At 73.3% G+C, this 17,416-nt stretch carries 19 protein-coding genes; 7 read left to right on the top strand and 12 right to left on the bottom strand.

Features of this window, described 5'->3' with window-relative positions; translation table 11 throughout:
* Positions 1–97 precede the first annotated feature (97 nt).
* From ACFV6D_RS04715 to ACFV6D_RS04695, 5 genes are all read right to left on the bottom strand, one after another.
* Entirely contained in the window at positions 98–283 is a 186-nt protein-coding gene (locus tag ACFV6D_RS04715; RefSeq protein WP_380335814.1) for a DUF397 domain-containing protein, read from the bottom strand.
* A gap of 2 nt (positions 284–285) precedes the next feature.
* Positions 286–1,158 (bottom strand): Scr1 family TA system antitoxin-like transcriptional regulator, encoded by an 873-nt coding sequence (locus tag ACFV6D_RS04710; RefSeq protein WP_380335811.1) that lies wholly within the window; start codon positions 1,156–1,158, stop codon positions 286–288.
* 97 nt (positions 1,159–1,255) lie between these two features.
* Complete coding sequence (locus tag ACFV6D_RS04705; protein ID WP_380558399.1) at positions 1,256–1,498, bottom strand: hypothetical protein; 243 nt, start codon at positions 1,496–1,498, stop codon at positions 1,256–1,258.
* Positions 1,499–1,599: 101 nt separating this feature from the next.
* Positions 1,600–2,739 carry a serine hydrolase domain-containing protein gene (locus tag ACFV6D_RS04700; RefSeq protein WP_380558396.1) on the bottom strand — a complete coding sequence of 380 codons (1,140 nt, stop codon included), beginning with the start codon at positions 2,737–2,739 and terminating at the stop codon, positions 1,600–1,602.
* Between the two features lie 54 nt (positions 2,740–2,793).
* The gene (locus ACFV6D_RS04695) at positions 2,794–3,462 is read right to left on the bottom strand and encodes a DUF4097 family beta strand repeat-containing protein (protein WP_380558393.1); all 669 of its coding nucleotides are present in this window, start codon (positions 3,460–3,462) and stop codon (positions 2,794–2,796) included.
* A gap of 446 nt (positions 3,463–3,908) precedes the next feature.
* Here ACFV6D_RS04695 and ACFV6D_RS04690 point away from each other — a divergent pair, with 446 nt between their 5' ends.
* Positions 3,909–5,147: an alpha/beta hydrolase family protein gene (locus tag ACFV6D_RS04690; protein ID WP_380558391.1), complete on the top strand. Its 1,239-nt coding sequence runs from the start codon at positions 3,909–3,911 to the stop codon at positions 5,145–5,147.
* Between the two features lie 176 nt (positions 5,148–5,323).
* Here the strand turns inward: ACFV6D_RS04690 and ACFV6D_RS04685 are convergent, their stop codons facing one another.
* On the bottom strand, positions 5,324–5,809 hold the full coding sequence (locus tag ACFV6D_RS04685; protein WP_380492092.1) for a MarR family transcriptional regulator: 486 nt from the start codon (positions 5,807–5,809) through the stop codon (positions 5,324–5,326).
* A gap of 92 nt (positions 5,810–5,901) precedes the next feature.
* Between ACFV6D_RS04685 and ACFV6D_RS04680 the strand changes: the two genes are divergently transcribed.
* Complete coding sequence (locus ACFV6D_RS04680; protein ID WP_380558388.1) at positions 5,902–6,258, top strand: HGxxPAAW family protein; 357 nt, start codon at positions 5,902–5,904, stop codon at positions 6,256–6,258.
* Positions 6,259–6,354: 96 nt separating this feature from the next.
* On the opposite strand, the gene ACFV6D_RS04675 is transcribed toward ACFV6D_RS04680, so the two are convergent.
* From ACFV6D_RS04675 to ACFV6D_RS04665, 3 genes are all read right to left on the bottom strand, one after another.
* Positions 6,355–7,107, bottom strand: a complete 753-nt coding sequence (locus tag ACFV6D_RS04675; RefSeq protein WP_380558386.1) for a hypothetical protein — start codon at positions 7,105–7,107, stop codon at positions 6,355–6,357.
* A gap of 90 nt (positions 7,108–7,197) precedes the next feature.
* On the bottom strand, positions 7,198–7,794 hold the full coding sequence (locus ACFV6D_RS04670; RefSeq protein ID WP_380558383.1) for a PadR family transcriptional regulator: 597 nt from the start codon (positions 7,792–7,794) through the stop codon (positions 7,198–7,200).
* Between the two features lie 76 nt (positions 7,795–7,870).
* A complete protein-coding gene (locus ACFV6D_RS04665; RefSeq protein WP_380558380.1) occupies positions 7,871–9,925 on the bottom strand; it encodes an FAD-dependent oxidoreductase in 2,055 nt (684 codons plus the stop codon).
* A 184-nt stretch (positions 9,926–10,109) separates the two neighbouring features.
* Between ACFV6D_RS04665 and ACFV6D_RS04660 the strand changes: the two genes are divergently transcribed.
* Positions 10,110–11,369, top strand: coding sequence for an FAD-dependent monooxygenase (locus ACFV6D_RS04660; protein ID WP_380558377.1), 1,260 nt, complete (start codon positions 10,110–10,112; stop codon positions 11,367–11,369).
* Between the two features lie 69 nt (positions 11,370–11,438).
* Here ACFV6D_RS04660 and ACFV6D_RS04655 read toward each other — a convergent pair whose 3' ends face one another.
* Positions 11,439–12,014 carry a TerD family protein gene (locus ACFV6D_RS04655; protein WP_063349770.1) on the bottom strand — a complete coding sequence of 192 codons (576 nt, stop codon included), beginning with the start codon at positions 12,012–12,014 and terminating at the stop codon, positions 11,439–11,441.
* Positions 12,015–12,240: 226 nt separating this feature from the next.
* Between ACFV6D_RS04655 and ACFV6D_RS04650 the strand changes: the two genes are divergently transcribed.
* Genes ACFV6D_RS04650 through ACFV6D_RS04640 form a run of 3 tightly spaced genes read left to right on the top strand, consistent with a single transcriptional unit; the run spans position 12,241 to position 13,430 of the window.
* The gene (locus tag ACFV6D_RS04650) at positions 12,241–12,534 is read left to right on the top strand and encodes a hypothetical protein (RefSeq protein ID WP_063349769.1); all 294 of its coding nucleotides are present in this window, start codon (positions 12,241–12,243) and stop codon (positions 12,532–12,534) included.
* Between the two features lie 57 nt (positions 12,535–12,591).
* Entirely contained in the window at positions 12,592–13,029 is a 438-nt protein-coding gene (locus ACFV6D_RS04645; protein ID WP_380558375.1) for a MarR family winged helix-turn-helix transcriptional regulator, read from the top strand.
* A complete protein-coding gene (locus ACFV6D_RS04640) occupies positions 13,026–13,430 on the top strand; it encodes a hypothetical protein (RefSeq protein WP_380558372.1) in 405 nt (134 codons plus the stop codon). The genes ACFV6D_RS04645 and ACFV6D_RS04640 overlap by 4 nt, the downstream gene beginning before the upstream one ends.
* Before the next feature lie 16 nt (positions 13,431–13,446).
* Here ACFV6D_RS04640 and ACFV6D_RS04635 read toward each other — a convergent pair whose 3' ends face one another.
* The gene (locus tag ACFV6D_RS04635; RefSeq protein WP_380558369.1) at positions 13,447–15,042 is read right to left on the bottom strand and encodes a glycerol-3-phosphate dehydrogenase/oxidase; all 1,596 of its coding nucleotides are present in this window, start codon (positions 15,040–15,042) and stop codon (positions 13,447–13,449) included.
* Positions 15,039–15,653, bottom strand: coding sequence for a TetR/AcrR family transcriptional regulator (locus tag ACFV6D_RS04630; protein WP_350883079.1), 615 nt, complete (start codon positions 15,651–15,653; stop codon positions 15,039–15,041). Before ACFV6D_RS04630 ends, ACFV6D_RS04635 begins: the two co-directional genes overlap by 4 nt.
* Positions 15,654–15,673: 20 nt before the next feature.
* On the opposite strand from ACFV6D_RS04630, the gene ACFV6D_RS04625 reads away from it, so the two are divergent.
* Positions 15,674–17,296 carry an FAD-binding oxidoreductase gene (locus tag ACFV6D_RS04625; protein WP_380478270.1) on the top strand — a complete coding sequence of 541 codons (1,623 nt, stop codon included), beginning with the start codon at positions 15,674–15,676 and terminating at the stop codon, positions 17,294–17,296.
* Positions 17,297–17,416 lie beyond the last annotated feature (120 nt).

Here is a 17,416-nt window from a genome sequence, read left to right as displayed (position 1 = left end):
GACCGCCGCCCGCGGCGGGGTGCGCCCCCCCCCCCCCGCCGGCGGCCCGCGGGGCGCCGCGGGGGGGGGCGCGGCGAGCCGTCGGGAGAAGGCTGAATCAGACCTCGGCGGCCGCAGCGAACGCCACGAACGCCTGCCACGAGGCTGGCTCGAAGGCCAACTGCGGGCCGCTCTTGTCCTTGGAGTCACGCACGTGGACCACACCAGGCGTCTCAGCGACCTCGACGCACTGAGCCTCCTCGTTCGTGCTGTAGCTGCTCTTGAACCACGCCAACTCGGACATGCTCACCGCTCTCCCAGGATCATCTCGATCAGGGCCAGGGACTCCCTCAGGCCCAGGGCCTGTGCCCTGATGCTGCTGTACCGTGCGGCCATATTACGGACTTCCACCGGATCCGTGATCAACCGGTTCACGTGCTGCGCAGCCGCATAGGCGACCTGCGGCCGACCGGGAGGGGTGAGGATCGTGAAGGAGCCGCCCATGCCAGCGTGGTTCATCCGGTCGAGCGGCATCACCTGGAGCTCGGGCCCTCGCACCTGCCCCACCTTGAGGAGATGCCGGAGCTGCTCCGCGTGGACGTCCCACCCACCCAGGGGTCGACGCAGCACGCTCTCGTCTACCACCCACGTCACCACCGGCAGGGGCCATCGGGTCAGGATCTCCTGCCGAGCCAGCCGCGCCGCTACCCACTCATCGATCTGCTCGGGAGAGAGCAGCGGCCGCCGCATCTCGTACAGCGCCCGAATGTAGGCCTCAGTCTGGAGAAGCCCCGGGATGACCATCGTGCTGTACTCGTGGATCTCAACGGCCCGGCCTTCCTCGGACGTGAAGGCCCTTGAGGAAGCCGGGTGCCGCTCGCTGATCCGAATCTTCGCCTTCATCACGTCGTCCGCGACGACCAGCAACGCGCCGCCCGCGCCGAGGACTTCGTCCGCCTTCGTGAGGATCTCGACTCTGGGCGTCCGCTTGCCGCGCTCGACCGCTCCCAGCTGGTCCTCGCTGTACCCGAGCTTTTCAGCCAGCTCACGCTGCGTCAGCCCGGCCCGCTCCCGGAAGTGCCTGATCAGCTTGCCCACCGCAGCGTAAAACTCCGCAACTCCATCGGAGTTCTCCACCGTCTCGCCGTCATCGAAGACCGTGCGCTCGACGCCACCCACGATAATCACCCACCCGTTCGACCGACTGATCCGGGCCGACCTGCGGGCCAACCCTCCGCATTCGAACCAGCACTCTCGGTGCTCGTCGAATCCACGGTCAGCGTACGTCCAGGGCGCTGCGGGTTTTCCCGCGCCAGTCGAAGTCCCCCTCGACGGCCCGCGCCACCATCTCCAGAGCGCAACAATCTTCCGACGCATAGGCAGATACCAACTCCCGTTTCGGGAAAGGAACTTGCCTGACAAGGAACTGCATTACGCCACGCCGCTTCACCATCGCGGAGCGCGACGCTAACGCGACGACGCCGACCACCTTCCGGAGCGCGGCTTCGCGCTTCACCACCACCTCACCACCGCTGCGCGCCGGGGCACCACCCCTTCAACGAACGGAGTGGGAAGTCGGGCCCGTCGACTTCCCACTCCTCACGCCGAAACCGCACGCCGTCAGCCTTCGGCCCGCACACCGCTGCCGCTGCCGAACACCGCCTTGATGAGCCGGTCCAGTGCCTTCGGAAACTCCTGTGCCGGGTCGGATGCGGAGTCGCCGGTGGTGAGCCCGGCGGTCAGGGTCTTGCTGCCGTCGGGGGTGCCGATCATCAGTGCCCCGTAGCCGCCGGGGGCGCCGCCGTTGTGGTGGACGATGGTGCCGCCGTCGGGGCCGAGGTCCTGGACGAACAGGCCCAGGCCGTAGCCGAGCATCCCGTGCGGCGTGCGCATCTCGTCCAGCAGGGGGGCGGGCAGGAGCTTGCCGCCCAGGAGTGCGGCGAAGAACGTGCGGAGGTCCCGGGTGGTCGAGATCAGGTCGCCGGCGCCGACCAGGAGGGAGAGGTTCTGGCGGGCGACGTCGACCACCTTCCACTGGTCGCCGTCCTGGTAGCGGTAGTAGCCGTGGGCGTGCGGCGCGGGGAGCTCCGGCGAGTCGCCCGGCACCACGGTGTCCCGCAGTCCGAGCGGCCGCAGGATCCGCCGCTGCATCTCCTCGGCGTACGGGCGGCCGGCGGCCTGCTCGATCAGGAGCACGGCCAGCGTGTAGTTGGTGTTGGAGTAGCTCTGGTCGGTGCCCGGTTCGAACCGTGCCGGCTTGGACAGGGCGAACTGCACGAGTTCCTCGGGCCGGTAGCTGTGGAACCGGTTGTCCACCCACTCCTTGCCCATCGCGGGGATCCCCGGCACGAACGTCCCGTCGGGTTCGAGGTCGCCGGTGTAGCTGGCCAGGCCGCTGGTGTGCTGGAGCAGCATCCGCACGGTGATCCGCCGGTCCAGCCCGAACTGCGGCAGGTGGTCGACCACCGGGGTGTCCAGCCCGATCGCGCCGTCGGCCACCAGGTGCAGCACCAGGGTCGCGACGAAGGTCTTGGTGGTGCTGCCCACCCAGAACTTCCCGTCCACCGACGGCTTCGCGGCCTCGCCCAGCTTGCGCACCCCGGCGCTGCCGACCCACTCCCCGTGCTCGTCGTGCACGCGCAGTTGTATCCCGGCGAAACCGGCGTCGACGAACTCCTGGATGGCTTGCTGGAGCTCCGGGCGGTCCTGACCTGCGGCGATCTCGACGGCGATCTCGGCGGCGTAGCGGGATTCACTCATGGTTGTTCCTTGTCTCGCGATCGGAGTGTGCGGGCTGGGGCTGGGGCTGGGGCTTCAGAGGCTGCGGGCGGTGATGTCGCCGTAGGCGGTGGTCGCGTGGATGCTCAGGTCGGCGGCGCCGTCGGTGTTCTTGAGCGTGTTGTGGATCCGGCCGTAGGTGGTGCCGGCGTCCAGGGAGGCGGAGACGCCGCGGGCCGCGCCGACGGACACGTCGCCGGCCTCGGTGCGCAGCGTGATCGTGCCGTGCACGGCTTCGGTGATGTGGATGTCGCCCTTGGCGGTGGTGATCTCGGCGGGGCCGTCGAGGCGGCCGACGGAGATGTCGCCGGCGAGGACTGCGAGGTGGGCGCCGGCGGTCTCGTCGAGCTTGACCGAGGCCTGCGCGCCTTCGAAGGTGACGTCGCCGAGGCGTCCGACGCCCCGGAGTTCGGCGCTGGCCGTCTTCGCCTGGATGCGGGAGCCGGCGGGCAGTTGGACGGTCACCTCGACGGTGCCGGACTGGCCGAGGATCCGGTTCTCGGCCGCCGCCGCCTCGATTCGCAGGACGCCGTCGGCGTATTCGACGGTGGTCCGCTCCGCCGCCTTCACGTCGCGGCTCTTCGAGGCGTCGGCGGGCAGGACCTCGACCGTGGTGTCGGCCCGGTCGGCGGCGATGAGCCGGATGCGCCCGGCGGGGATGTCGAGGACGGCGGAGACCGGGGCGGGGGTGGCGAACTTCTGCATGATGCTCTCCTGTGGCTCGTTCTTTCTGACAACGGAAACGCTACGTTGCCTTCACGCTTAACGGCAACAGGCATGTTGCGCACAATCAGCATCATCGCAGGTCAAAACCTCATTATCGTTGCAACAGTTACGGATTTAACGCAACGTCAGTCACGTCGCCCGTTGCATTGGATTGAGCGTGAACGCTATGCGCCACCCCGCCCCGGCACGCCGCCGCATCAGCCCACGGATGTAAACCCCCGGGCCAATGCGCGCCCCTGCACCGTCATCCGGTGGTCGGATGTGGCCGGGTACGCCGCGATGACAGCCTTCCGTTCAGGTGCACGGAGATCCATCGGACGGTCCGTCAGGGGCGCTTCCCCGGCCGTCCGGTGTCGAACGACGGCCGCACCTGCGAAGACCGTGCGCCTCGGCCCGGTTCTGTCCAGCACACCCAGGGAGGGCCCATGACCACCACGCCGTTCACGAGCCGACACGCCATGACGCGCCGCCGCCTGCTGGGGGCTGCACTGGCCGCCGGAGCCACCGGGGCCGCCGCACCGCTCGCCCTCGCCCGCCCCGCGTGGGCAACGGGCAGGGCCGCCACCCCCGGGTCCGCCGCCACCGCCGCCGGCGGCCCGGCGCGGCTCACCCTGCCCGAGCCCACCGGGCCGCACCCCGTGGGCACCGTCCCGCTGCACCTGCTCGACGCCTCCCGCCCGGACCCGCTGGCCGGCCCGGGTCGGTTCCGCGAGCTGATGGCGAGCGTCTGGTACCCCGCCCGCGAGGCCGGGGAGTACCCGCTCGCGCCCTGGATGGCCGACGGCGCACTGCGGGCGTTCCTCGCGGACACGGGCTTCGCCATCGACCCCGCCCTCGCCCCGCTCACCTCCGGCCGCGTGGGCGCCCCGGTCCACCGTGCGGGCCGCCGCCTGCCCGTCGTCGTCTACTCGCACGGCGCGCACAGCCACCGCGCCGACCACACCGTGATGGTCCAGGAACTCGCCAGCCACGGCTACGTGGTGGTCACCGTCGACCACACCCGCGACGCGATCACCGAGTTCCCCGACGGCCTGGTCCTCACCCCGGACCGGAGCATCCCGATGGGGCCGAAGGACTTCGCCGCGGACATCCGCTTCCTCCTCGACCAGGTCGACGCCCTCGCCGCCGGGCGCAACCCCGACACCGACGGCAGGCCGCTGCCCGCCGGCCTGCTGCACGCCCTCGACCCGGACCGGATCGGCATGTTCGGCTGGTCCAAGGGCGGCACGGCCACCGCCTACACCATGCTCGCCGACCGGCGCGTCCGCGCCGGGCTGAGCCTGGACGGCCCGATGCAGCCGACCATCACCACCGACCTGGACCGGCCGTTCATGATGATGACCGCCGCGTTCACCCGGGCCGGCCAGCCGGCCGTCGCCGAGTTCTGGCCGCACCTGCGCGGCTGGCGGCTCGACGTCCAGGCCCAGGGCGCGGTGCACGTCTCGTACGGCGACGACCAGGTGCTGATCCCGCAGGCCGCCAAGCTCCTCGGCCTGACCGACGAACAGGTCCGGGACATGATCGGCACCCTCGACCCGGCCCGCGCGGTGAAGATCCAGCAGGCGTACCCGGTGGCCTTCTTCGACCTGCACCTGCGGCACCGCCCCAGCCGCCTCCTCGACGGCCCGTCCACGGCCTTCCCCGAGGTGACGTACCTGCCCTGAGGCGCTGCACCAAGACGTCGCCCCGCGACGCTGCTCCACGACGCTGCACCGAGGCGCTGCTCCGAGACCGTGGCGGGGGGGGGGGGCCCCCCCCGCGGGCCGGGCCCCCCCCCCCCCGCCGGCCCCGGGGCCCCCCCCCCCCCCGGGGCGCCCCCCCCCCCCCCGGGGGCCCCCCGCTACGGCATGTCGGCCCGGATCTCGTCCAGCGACTCCCCCAGCACCCCCTTGGCCCGGGTGAACCAGTCGGCGATCACCGCGGTCTCGTCCGGCGTGTAGTCGGCGAACAGCGCGCCGATCCGCTCGTAGAACGGGCCGTAGACCTGGAGGATGCGCTGCTGCGCGTCCTCCGCCATCACCACGCGGACGCGCCGACGGTCGGCCGGGTCGGCCTCGCGGCGGGCGTAGCCGGTCTTCTCCAGCCGGTTGAGCACGCCGGTCACGGCGCCGGTGGTCAGCTGCGCGCGCTCGGCGAGGTCGCCGGCGGCCAGCGGCTCCCCGGCCATCGCGGCCTCGATGACGAAGCCGAGGCAGGTCAGGTCGGTGACGTTGAGGCCGAGCCGGGCGGCGATGTCCTGCTGGCCGAACTGCGCCAGCGCGATCATCCGGTCCATCGCGTAGAGCGCCTGCTCGGGCGTCGCCCGGGGGCGCGGCTTGCCCTTCACTCGATATCTCCTTAGCATCTAAGTTACTTAGCTCGTGAGATAAACGGCCGACCCGTCCATCCCGACCCGCCCATCACACCAAACGAGGAGCAATGAGCGCACACGGCGACCACGACATGGGGCACACCATCGCCGGCTGGACCGGCTCCGTCATCGCGATCCTCGGCTTCACCGTCGCGGGCGCGGCCCTCGTCCTCGGCTCGGCCGCCGGGCTCTGGGCCGGCGGGATCCTCACCGCCCTCGGCGCGCTCGCCAGCTGGCTGCTCCACCTCGCCGGCTGGGGCAAGCCCACCGGCCCGCGCCCGCCCGCCCACCGGCCCTGGCGCACCCCCGACCCGGCCGGCCGCCAGGGCCACCCCCACTGCCTCGGCTGCCGCCTCGCCGGCCGCACCCCGGCCCCGATCCAGGCGCCGGCCCCCGTACAGCACCGGCGGCGCATCAGCGCCTGACCGGCCGACACCACCGGCTCCGCACCCGCCCGATACAGCCCACGCCGCGGCCCCCGTCGAGCTCCGTGCTCGACGGGGGCCGTCGCGTTGTCCGGCTCAGACCGAGGTGCCCTGGGTGACGGGGGCCGTGGCGGTGGGCGGGGTGGTGCTGCCGGCGGTGGCGCCGAGGGCGCGCTGGACCTTGGCGACGGCGGCGCGGTACTGGAAGGAGGCCAGCTGGGAGGAGTCGCCGCCGCGCTGGAAGAAGCCGAAGGCCATGCCGACGGTGCCGAAGCGCTCGACGCCGACGAAGGCGTTCAGCTGGACGCCGGCCAGGGTGCCGTCGAGGCGGACGGCGGACGCGTCCTGGCGGTCGCCGAGGGTGACCGGGGTGACGGTGAAGGTCACCGAGTCGTTGGTGCCGGCGCTGAAGGTGATGGTGTGGCAGCTCTTGAGGGCCGCGGTGGCGGCGTCGAGGTCGGTGGTGAGCTTTCCCGCGTCCTCGGCGGTGAGGGACTCGGTCACCATCGGGTTGCCGCCCGGGCCGTCCAGTTCGGCCTCGGCGTGCGGGGTCTCGGGGCCGGGGACGCCGGTGTGCATGTTGATCAGGTCGCTGAGGGCGTCGCAGCCGTTGGCCGGGGACGGCATCGTACTGGGGCCGGCGCTGGGGCTGGCCGTGCTGGGGACCTGAGTGAAGCCTGGGCCGACGTCGTCGACGGTGAGCAGGGCCGCGGTGAGTTGCTCGGAGGTGGGCAGGCCCTGGGCGGGCTGGCCGGGCGTCGCGGCCGCGGCGAGGTGGGCCGGGCCCAAGGCGACCGCCGCGGCGAGGGCGGCGGCGGCGAGGGCGTGGAGCGGCTTCGGGTGGGACATGCGGGCCCCCCGGTCGAGAGTTCGGGCAGGGACAGGCACCAGTGTCCCACCGGGCCTGTCACGGGGCTCGCGGGCGCGGATCGCCGCAGGTCAGGCCCCATGGTCCGGCTGGTCCGGCTGGTCCGGCTGGTCCGGCGGAAGCGGTCCGGGGGTTTCGAGCGCTTCGAGGGTTTCGAGGGTCTCGGCGAGCCACTGCACCCAGAAGGCCTCCAGCCCGATACCCGCCCGCAGCACGGCGTGCTGGAGGCGGTTCTCCCCGGCCGTCGTCTCGGCCGGGAAGTCGTGCCGCTCGATCTCCCGGTAGTCGTCCAACTGCGCGCGGTGCAGCGCCAGGTGCCGCCGCACCTCGGCCGCCAGGCCGTCCGTGCCGACCACCGCGGCGGCGCGCAGCCGTAGCAGCAGCGGTTCGCGGACGGCGCGCGGCGCGGCGCCCTCGGCCGTCCAGCGGGCGAGTTCGGCGCGGCCCTCGGGCAGGACCTCGTACTCCTTCTTCTGTCCGCGGACGGGGCCGGACGGCTGGAGGGCCCGGATCTGTCCGGCGGCCTCCAGTCGGCCCAGTTCGCGGTAGATCTGCTGGTGGGTGGCGGGCCAGAAGAAGCCGATCGACTTGTCGAAGCGCCGGGTCAGCTCCAGCCCCGAGGACGGTTTCTCCAGCAGGGCGGTGAGGATGGCGTGCGGCAGCGACATGCCGTCGATCCTAGGGCGTGCCCAAGGCGTGCCCAGGTCCTGTCCGGCCGAACAGGACCCAGCGCGCAAGGAAGGGTCAGATCGCGGCGGCCAGTTCGGTGCCCTGCTTGATGGCCCGCTTGGCGTCGAGTTCGGCGGCGACGTCGGCGCCACCGATCAGGTGGGCCTCCAGGCCGCGCTCGCGCAGCGCCTCGTAGAGGTCGCGGCGCGGCTCCTGGCCGGTGCAGAGCACCACGGTGTCCACGGGCAGCAGTTGGCGCTCGCCGTCGACGGTGAAGTGCAGGCCGGCGTCGTCGATCAGGTCGTACGTCGCGCCGGCGACCATGGTGACGCCGCGGTGCCGGAGTTCGGTGCGGTGGATCCAGCCGGTGGTCTTGCCGAGCCCGGCCCCGACCTTGCTGGTCTTGCGCTGGAGCAGGTGGACGGCGCGCGGCGGTGCGGGCCGCTCGGGGCGGCGCAGTCCGCCGCGCTCGCGGTACTGCGGGTCGATGCCCCACTTGGCCTGGAACACGGCCGGGTCGAGGCTGGCCGCGTCGCCCGGGTCGGTGAGGAAGCCGGCCACGTCGAAGCCGATGCCGCCCGCGCCGAGGATGGCGACCCGCTCGCCGACGGGGGCGCCGCCGCGCAGGACGTCGAGGTAGCCGAGCACGCTGGGGTGGTCAACTCCTGCGAGGTCGGCGGGGGTTCGCGGGGTGACGCCGGTGGCGAGGACGAGTTCGTCGAAGTTCTCGGCGGCGAGCTGCTCGGCGGTGGCGGTGGTGCCGAGGCGCTGGGTGACGGCCAACTCGGCGAGCCGGGTGCGGTAGTAGCGCAGCGTCTCGTCGAACTCCTCCTTGCCGGGCACGAGTCGGGCGGTGTTCAGCTGCCCGCCGATCGCCGCGGCGGAGTCGAACAGGGTGACGTCGTGGCCGCGTTCGGCGGCGGAGACGGCGAAGGCGAGCCCGGCCGGTCCGGCTCCGACGACGCCGATGCGCTTGCGCAACCTGGTGGGCGCGAGCACGAGTTCGGTCTCGTGGCAGGCGCGCGGGTTGACCAGGCAGGAGGTGATCAGGCCGCTGAAGGTGTGGTCGAGGCAGGCCTGGTTGCAGCCGATGCAGGTGTTGATGGCGTCGGCGCGGCCGTCTTCCGCCTTGGCGACGAAGTCGGCGTCGGCGAGCAGCGGGCGGGCCAGCGAGACCAGGTCGGCGCAGCCGTCGGCGAGCAACTGCTCGGCGATTTCCGGGGTGTTGATGCGGTTGGTGGTGACCAGCGGGATGCCGACCGTGCCCATCACCTTCCTGGTCGCCCAGGCGAAGGCACCGCGTGGCACGGAGGTGGCGATGGTGGGGATGCGGGCCTCGTGCCAGCCGATGCCGGTGTTGATGATGGTCGCCCCGACGGCCTCGACGGCCTGGGCGAGGCGGACGACCTCGTCGAGGGTGGAGCCGCCGGGCACCAGGTCGAGCATGGAGAGGCGGTAGACGATGATGAAGTCCTCGCCGACCCGCTCGCGGACGCGGCGGACGATCTCCACCGGGAAGCGCATCCGGCGCTCGTACGGGCCGCCCCACTCGTCCTCGCGCCGGTTGGTGGCGGCGACGACGAACTCGTTGATCAGGTAGCCCTCGGAGCCCATGACCTCGACGCCGTCGTACCCGGCGCGGCGGGCGAGTTCGGCGCAGCGGACGAAGTCCTCGATGGTCTGCTCGACCTGTGCGGCGGTGAGCTCGTGCGGGACGAAGGGGCTGATCGGGGCCTGGAGGGCGCTGGGGGCGACCAGGTCGCGGTGGTAGGCGTAGCGGCCGAAGTGCAGGATCTGCAGGGCGATCTTCCCGCCGGCGGCGTGCACGGCGTCGGTGACGACGCGGTGGCAGTCGGCTTCGGCCTCGGTGGTGAGCATCGCGCCGCCCTCCCAGGGGCGCCCGGCCTCGTTGGGGGCGATGCCGCCGGTGACGATGAGGCCGACGCCGCCGCGGGCCCGTTCGGTGTAGAAGGCGGCCATCCGCCGGTAGCCGTCGGGGGCCTCCTCCAGGCCGACGTGCATGGAGCCCATGACGACGCGGTTGGGCAGGGTGGTGAAGCCGAGGTCGAGCGGGCTGAGCAGGTGCGGGTAGCGGCTGCTGCCGGGGGTGGTGCTCATCGACGCGCTCATCGACGTCTCCTGGGGGCGGCGGGGGTCGTTGTTACCGCAGGGTAGGGGACGGTGGCTCGATGTGCAACTAGTTGCATAACGGGGTCGCGGGCCGGGGCCCCGCGCTCTGCCGGTTCCCACCAACTCGCGGACATGATCCGCGTATTGTCAGATCGATAGTGTGGGCAGCTGGGAGAGGACCGCCATGCGGGATAGCTCGATAGCCGTGATCGGCGGCAGCATCGCCGGAAGCGCCTTCGCCGGGGCCGCCGCCCGGCTGGGAGCGGACCGGATCGTGGTCCTGGAACGCAGCGAGGGCCAGCTGGAGGACCGCGGCGTCGGGATCTGCATCAACGACGACCGCTTCGACGAACTGGTCCGCGCCGGCCACCTCCACGACGGCGTCCGCCGCCACCGCCTCACCGTCCGCCGCTGGGTCACCCGGGAGACGGCCGAGGACCGCGGCGGCGACGGACCGGACGGGCGCGGGCGGGTGCTCTGGAACCAGCCGATGCCGTTCCACTCCCACCACTGGGCCGTCCTCTGGCAGGCCCTGCGCGAACGCACCCCCGACCGGATCGAGTTCCGGCAAGGCCACACCGTCACCGCGGCCGGCACCGACCAGGACGGCGCCTGGACGGCCGGCCCCGACGGCACCCGCGAACCGTACGACCTGGTGATCGGCGCCGACGGCTACCGCTCGGTGGTCCGCGCGGCGGTCTGCCCGCAGGCCCGGCCCGAATACGCCGGGTACGTGTGCTGGCGCGGCAGCTACGACGCCGCACTGCTGGCGGAGCTGCCCGGCGGGTCCGCGGCCTGGCCGGAGGACGAGTGCGCCACCGTCTGCTACCCCGGCGGCCAGGTCGTGATCTACCGCATCCCCGGGCTCACCCCCGGCAGCACCCAGGTGAACTGGGTCTTCTACGCGCCCACTCCCGCCTGGCTGCGCCTCGACGGCCCGACCAGCATCCCGGCGGGCACCCTCACCGACGGGCAGCTGGACGACCTGCGCCAGCTCGCCGAACGGCACCTGCCGCCGTACTGGGCCGCCCTGGTCACCCTCACCCCGCGCGAGCGGACCTTCCTCCAGCCCGTCTACGACCTGGAGACCCCGCGCCGCACGGCCGGCCGGCTGCTCCTCGGCGGGGACGCGGCCACCGTCGTCCGCCCGCACAACACCAGCGGCGCGGTGAAGGCCTTGCAGGACGCGCACGCCTTCGAGCAGGCCGGGCGGGCCGCCGCCGCGCACGGCGACTCCTGGCCGTCCGTGCTGGCCGCGTACGACCAGGAGCGGGGCGTGGTCGGGCGGGAGCTGGTGGAACTGGGCCGACGGCTCGGCCGGGAGCAGGTCGCCGCCGCACCGGACTGGTCGACCATGGACGAGCCGGAGATGGTCGCCTGGTGGCACGGCCAGCTCACCGGCAGCGGGGGTTTCGGCGGCCACGCCCTCGGGCGTCCCGAGTGAGCGTGGGCCGCACAGGCCCGTGGCCGCCGAAACCCCGTCAGATCACCTGCTGCGATTCACCTGCTGCGATCAGACGTTGACGCCGTAGTCGGTCGCGATGCCGCGCAGACCGGAGGCGTAACCCTGCCCTATGGCGCGGAACTTCCACTCCGCGCCGTTGCGGTACAGCTCACCGAAGACCATCGCGGTCTCGGTGGACGCGTCCTCGCTGAGGTCGTAACGGGCGATCTCCTGGCCGTTGGCCTGGTTCAGCACCCGGATGAACGCGTTGCGGACCTGCCCGAAGCTCTGCAGCCGGGCGTCGGCGTCGTAGATCGACACCGGGAAGACCACCTTCGCCACGTCGGCCGGCACCCGCGCCAGGTCGACCTTGATCTGCTCGTCGTCGCCGTCGCCGCCACCGGTCAGGTTGTCGCCGCTGTGCTCGACCGAACCATCGGGGCTGCGCAGGTTGTTGAAGAAGACGAAGTGCTGGTCCGAGACCACCTTGCCGAGCGCGTTGCAGAGCAGCGCGCTGGCGTCCAGGTCGTAGTCGGCGCCAGTGGTGGTGCGCACGTCCCAGCCGAGACCCACGATCACGGCGCTCAGACCGGGCGCCTCCTTGCTCAACGAGACGTTGCCGCCCTTGGCCAGCGAAACTCCCACAATGCCCTCCTCGATCTCTCCCTGCGGACGAATCTACAACACTGTAGAGATCACGGGAATCCACCTGCGGTCGGGCCCCACCCCGGGAATTTCTCAGGGGCTCCACCGGGAACCACCCGCCACCCCGGCCGCCGCACCCGCCGGGCCGAGGCCCGGTGGCCACCCTAGACTGGCGGTGGATCCCCTGGTCCGCCCCGACCGGCGGCCCCCGCGCGGGAGGTTCCCCATGCGCCAGCGGTACAGCTTCCACTTCGACCAGGCCGGGCACTCGGTCACCGTCAACGTCCGCTCCGGCTGGATCACCGAGACCGAGCTGCTGGTGGACGGCAAGGAATGCGCCTTCCACCGCGTCCACGGGCACGGCGTCTACCCGCTGACGCTCGCCGCCCAACTCGCCGAGGAGCCGCCGCTGCCGCTCTCGGTACGGCTGGACCGCACGGGCGCGGCCGAGCACCCGTACTCCTGCGTCCTGGAGGTCGCGGGAGCCGAGCACCCGATGCCGGAGCGCGCGGCGCGCTGAGCGCCGCCTCCCGGGCGACTTGCCCGCCGATAATACGAAACCGTACTATCCGAAAACGTGAAGTTCGAAACCGAAGCGTCCGGCGAGCAGTCCGCACTGCTCGCGCTCCAGCGCGCGACCCACGCCACGCTCCACCTGCTCGCCACCGAGCTGGTCGACCTCGACCTGACCGCCTCCGAGATCAACGCCCTCGCCAACCTCGCCGACGGACACGGCCGGACGGTCTCCGAACTCGGCACCGCCGTCGGCACCCGGCCGACCACGCTGACCGGCGTCCTGGACCGCCTGGAACGCCGCGGCCACATCACCCGCGGCACCCGCGCCGGGGACCGCCGCTCGGTACTGATCGAGCTCACCCCCACCGGCCGAATCACCGCCGACACCATCCGGCAGACCGTCGCCGACCTCGAACGCCGCGCACTCGGCAACCTCTCCCCCGCCCAGGTGGACGGCTTCCACGCCACCCTCCGGGCCCTGACGAAGGCCTCCTCATGAACTCCCCCGAAACTCCCGAAACCCCCGACCCCTTCGGCGAGTTGCTGCGCGAGGCGATGGCCGGCGCAGACCGCTTCGGCCACCGTCAGCACGTCCGGCTCAGCTGGCTCGCCGTCCGCCGCCACGGCAGCGCCACCGCCCTCGACCTGGTCGGCGACGGCATCCGCCGCACCGCCGCCAAGGCCGGGGCGCCACAGAAGTTCCACGTCACCATGACCCGGGCCTGGATGGAGCTGGTGGCCCACCACGCCGACGCCGCAACCGACTTCGAGGACTTCGCCGCCCGTCACCCCGAGCTGCTCGACAAGGACCTGCTCGCCCGCCACTACCGCCCCGAGACCCTCACGAGCGACCAGGCCCGCACGACCTGGGTCGAACCCGACCTGGTGCCGTTCCCCTAGCCTTCCCCAGCCTTCCCTAGCCTTCCCGGCTGCCGTCCCGGACCTCCGTCACGATCTCCTCGATCGCCTTGCGGGCCCGCTCGGCGTCCTCGGCGACCAGACCGATCCTGGTCCGGCGGTCGAGCACGTCGGCGACGTCCAGCGCGCCCTCGTGCGTGACGGCGTAGGCGACCTCGGCGCGCGTCACGTCCAGGCCTTCCGCGATCGGCGTCAACTCCCCGGCGGCCACCACCTCCTGGGACGATCCGCCGTAGCGGGCGAGCAGCGAGCCGGGCACGGCGCCCGCCGGGAGCGGACGGCTGTCCCGGTGGGTCGGGGCCCCGACCAGCGGCAGGCGGGCCGTCCAGCAGGCCCGGGCCGGCAGGCCGCGCAGCCGGACGGCGGCGTCCACCGCGTCCTCGGCCATCCGCCGGTAGGTGGTGAGCTTGCCGCCGACCACCGTGACCAGCCCGGACGGCGACTCCAGCACCGCGTGCTCCCGGGAGATGTCGGCGGTGCTGCCGCCCCCGGTGTCGATCAGCGGCCGCAGCCCCGCGTACGCGCCGCGCACGTCCGCCCTGGTCAGCGCGGTGCTCAGGGCGGCGTTGACGGTGTCGAGCAGGAAGGCGAGCTCCCCCTCGGCGGGCTGCGGCTCGTCCGGGATCGGACCGGGCGCGTCCTCGTCGGTCAGCCCGATCGCCACCCGGCCGAGCTGCTGGGGCAGCGCGAAGACGAAGCGGCTGGTCGAACCGGGCACCGGCACGGTGAGCGCCGCGGTCGGGTGGCCGAGCGCGGCGGCGTCCACCAGGAGGTGGGTGCCCCGGCTGGGGCGCAGCCTGATCGACGGGTCCACCTCGCCCGCCCAGACGCCGGTGGCGTTGACCACCGCGCCGGCCTCGACGGTCAGCGACTGCCCGGTGACGGTGTCGGTGAGCCGGGCGCAGCCGCCCGTCACGGACTCCGCCCGCACCCTGGTCAGCACGGTGGCGCCGTACTGCGCCGCGGTCCGCGCCAGCGCCACCACCAGCCGTGCGTCGTCCACGAGTTGGCCGTCGTGCGCGACCAGCGCGCCGGACAGTCCGGCGGTCCGCACGCCCGGCACCAGCTGCCGCGTCCGCGCGGCGCCGATCCGGCGCACCCGGGGCAGCAGCGCGCCCGGCGTCCCGGCACTGAGCCTCAGCGCGTCCCCGGCGTGGAAGCCCACCCGGATCAGCGAGGCCTGCCCGGGGCGCAGCAACCCCGGGAGCAGCGGCACCAGTTGGGGCAGCGCGCGGATCAGGTGCGGGGCGGTGCGGGTCATCAGCACGCCGCGCTCGATCGCGCTCTCCCGGGCCACCCCGATCCGCCCGGAGGCGAGGTAGCGCAGGCCGCCGTGCACCAGCTTGGAGCTCCAGCGGCTGGTGCCGAACGCCAGGTCGCGGGACTCGACCAGCACCGTGCGCAGCCCGCGCGAGGCGGCGTCCAGGGCCACCCCGGCGCCGGTGACGCCGCCGCCGATCACCAGCAGGTCGACCCGCGGGCGGTCCCCCAGCACTTCGAGTTCCGCCCGGCGCCGGCCGGCGTCGAGTCGGCTGGAGCCGGCGTAAGGAGTGGCGGAGCGAGCGGCGGAGGATCCGGCGGGCGTCGAGGTCATGGCGCGAGGTATCCGTTCAGTGCTCTGGTCAGTTCGCGCCGCCAGGCGGCCTCCGGCAGCAGGGAGGCGACCATGCGGTGCGACTGGACGGTGGACTGGGCGATCAGCAGGACCATGGCGGCCAGTTCGACCGGCTCCCCGGCCCGGATCGAACCGTGCGCCTGCCCCTGTTCGATGCCGGCCCGCAGCGCCTCCAGCAGGCCGCGCTGGCTGGTGCCGAGCCGCTCGACGACGTATTCCAGCAGCAGGTCGGAGTCGGCGGAGCGCAGCAGCGCGCCGAGCACCGGGTGGTCCCGCAGCCGGACGGCCACCTCGACGACCCCGTCCACGAAGGCCTCCCGGCCGATCGGGGCGCCGTCGCCCCCGAGGGTCAGGGCGACGCCCTCCCGGGTGGCCCGGATCTCCCGGGTGAGCAGGGCGCCGATCACCGCCCGGACGTCCGGCCAGCGCCGGTAGACGGTCGGCCGGCTGACCCCGGCGCGGCGGGCGATCTCCGCCAACTGCGTTCGGCGCACGCCGAGATGGACGATCAGGTCGGCGGCGGCGTCCAGGATCGCGTCGTCGGTGCTGCGCGCGGGACTGCCAGGGGGCTCGGCGTTACTACTTGACATGATGTGTGAAACTGTAACGCATGGCATCTGAGACGCAAGCGGGACCGGCCGGCGCCGCGCTGCCGCTCCCCCCGATGAAGTGGGACGCCTGGGGCGACCCGGCCCTCGCCAAGGAGCTGTCCGCGGACATCAAGGGACTGCTCGCCGCCGCCCTCGGCGTCACCGGCGACGCCACCCCCGGACCGGCCGCCGACGAGGTCGTCCTGCACCCCTCGCGGATCGCCGCCGACGACCTCAAGGCCCTCGCCGCCGCCGTCGGCGAGACCAACGTCAGCGCCGCCGACGCCGACCGGCTCCCCCGCGCCGGCGGCAAGTCCACCCCCGACCTGCTGCGCCGCCGCAGCCGCGACCCCCAGGACGCGCCCGACGCCGTCGTGCTGCCCGGCGACGAGCAGGAGATCGCCGCCGTCCTCGCGCTCTGCGCCGAACGCCGCATCGCCGTCGTCCCGTTCGGCGGCGGCACCAGCGTCGTCGGCGGCCTCGACCCCGAGCGCGGCGGCCTCACCGCCGTCATCTCGCTCGACCTGCGCCGCCTCGACCGGCTCCACGACCTCGACGAGACCTCCGGCGAGGCCGTCCTCGGCGCCGGCCTCACCGGCCCCGCCGCCGAGGCCCTGCTCGCCGAACGCGGCTACGAACTCGGCCACTACCCGCAGAGCTTCCGCTACGCCACCCTCGGCGGCTTCGCCGCCACCCGCTCCTCCGGCCAGGACTCGGCCGGCCACGGGCGCTTCGACGAGATGGTCCGCGGTCTGCGCGTCGTCACCCCCGCCGGTGTGCTCGACCTCGGCCGCGCCCCCGCCTCCGCCGCCGGCCCCGACCTGCGCGAGCTCTTCCTCGGCTCCGAAGGCACCCTCGGCGTCATCACCGCCGTCCGCCTGCGCGTTCACCCGCTGCCCGCCGTCAAGGCCTACGAGGCCTGGAGCCTGCCCGACTTCGCCACCGGCAGCGCCGCCCTGCGCGCCGTCGAACAGGCCGGCACCGGCCCCACCGTCATCCGGCTCTCCGACGAGGCCGAGACGATGGTCAACCTCGCCACGACCGAACAGATCGGCGGCGCCCCCGCCATCACCGGCTGCCTCGCCGTCACCGTCTTCGAAGGCACCGCCGAACAGGTCGCCACCCGCCACCGGCTCACCCGCGACACCCTGCTCGCCGCCGGCGCCACCTCTGTCGGCGAGGCCCCCGCCCGGGCCTGGGAACACGGCCGCTTCAACGCCCCCTACCTGCGGGACTCCCTGCTCGGCGCCGGCGCCCTCTGCGAAACCCTGGAGACCGCGACCAGTTGGAGCCGGCTCCCGCAGCTGCGGACCGCCGTCACCGAGGCCCTCACCACCGCCCTGCCCGGCGCCCTCGTCCTCTGCCACATCTCGCACGTCTACCCGACCGGCGCCTCGCTCTACTTCACCGTCGTCGCCGCCCTCGGCGAGGACCCGCTCACCCGGTGGGCCGCCGCCAAGCGCGCCGCCGGCGACGCCATCGTCACCGCCGGCGGCACCATCACCCACCACCACGCCGTCGGCGCCGACCACCGGCCCTGGATGAGCGACGAGATCGGCGAGCTCGGCGTGCGCATCCTGCGCGCCGTCAAGGCCGAACTCGACCCGGCGGGCATCCTCAACCCCGGCAAGCTGATCCCGTGACCGGCGGTCCGCGAGCCATCAGGCGAGTGGCCGTCCTCAGCAACCCGGCGGGGGGGGGCGGGCCCCCCCCCCCCCCCCCCCCCCCCCCCCCCCCCCCCCCGCCCCCCCCCCCCCGCCCCC

Source organism: Kitasatospora sp. NPDC059812, assembly GCF_042732075.1.
Taxonomy (GTDB): domain Bacteria; phylum Actinomycetota; class Actinomycetes; order Streptomycetales; family Streptomycetaceae; genus Kitasatospora.
Note: the sequence above shows the minus strand (reverse complement) of the source record. Positions and strands in the feature narration are given on the sequence as shown.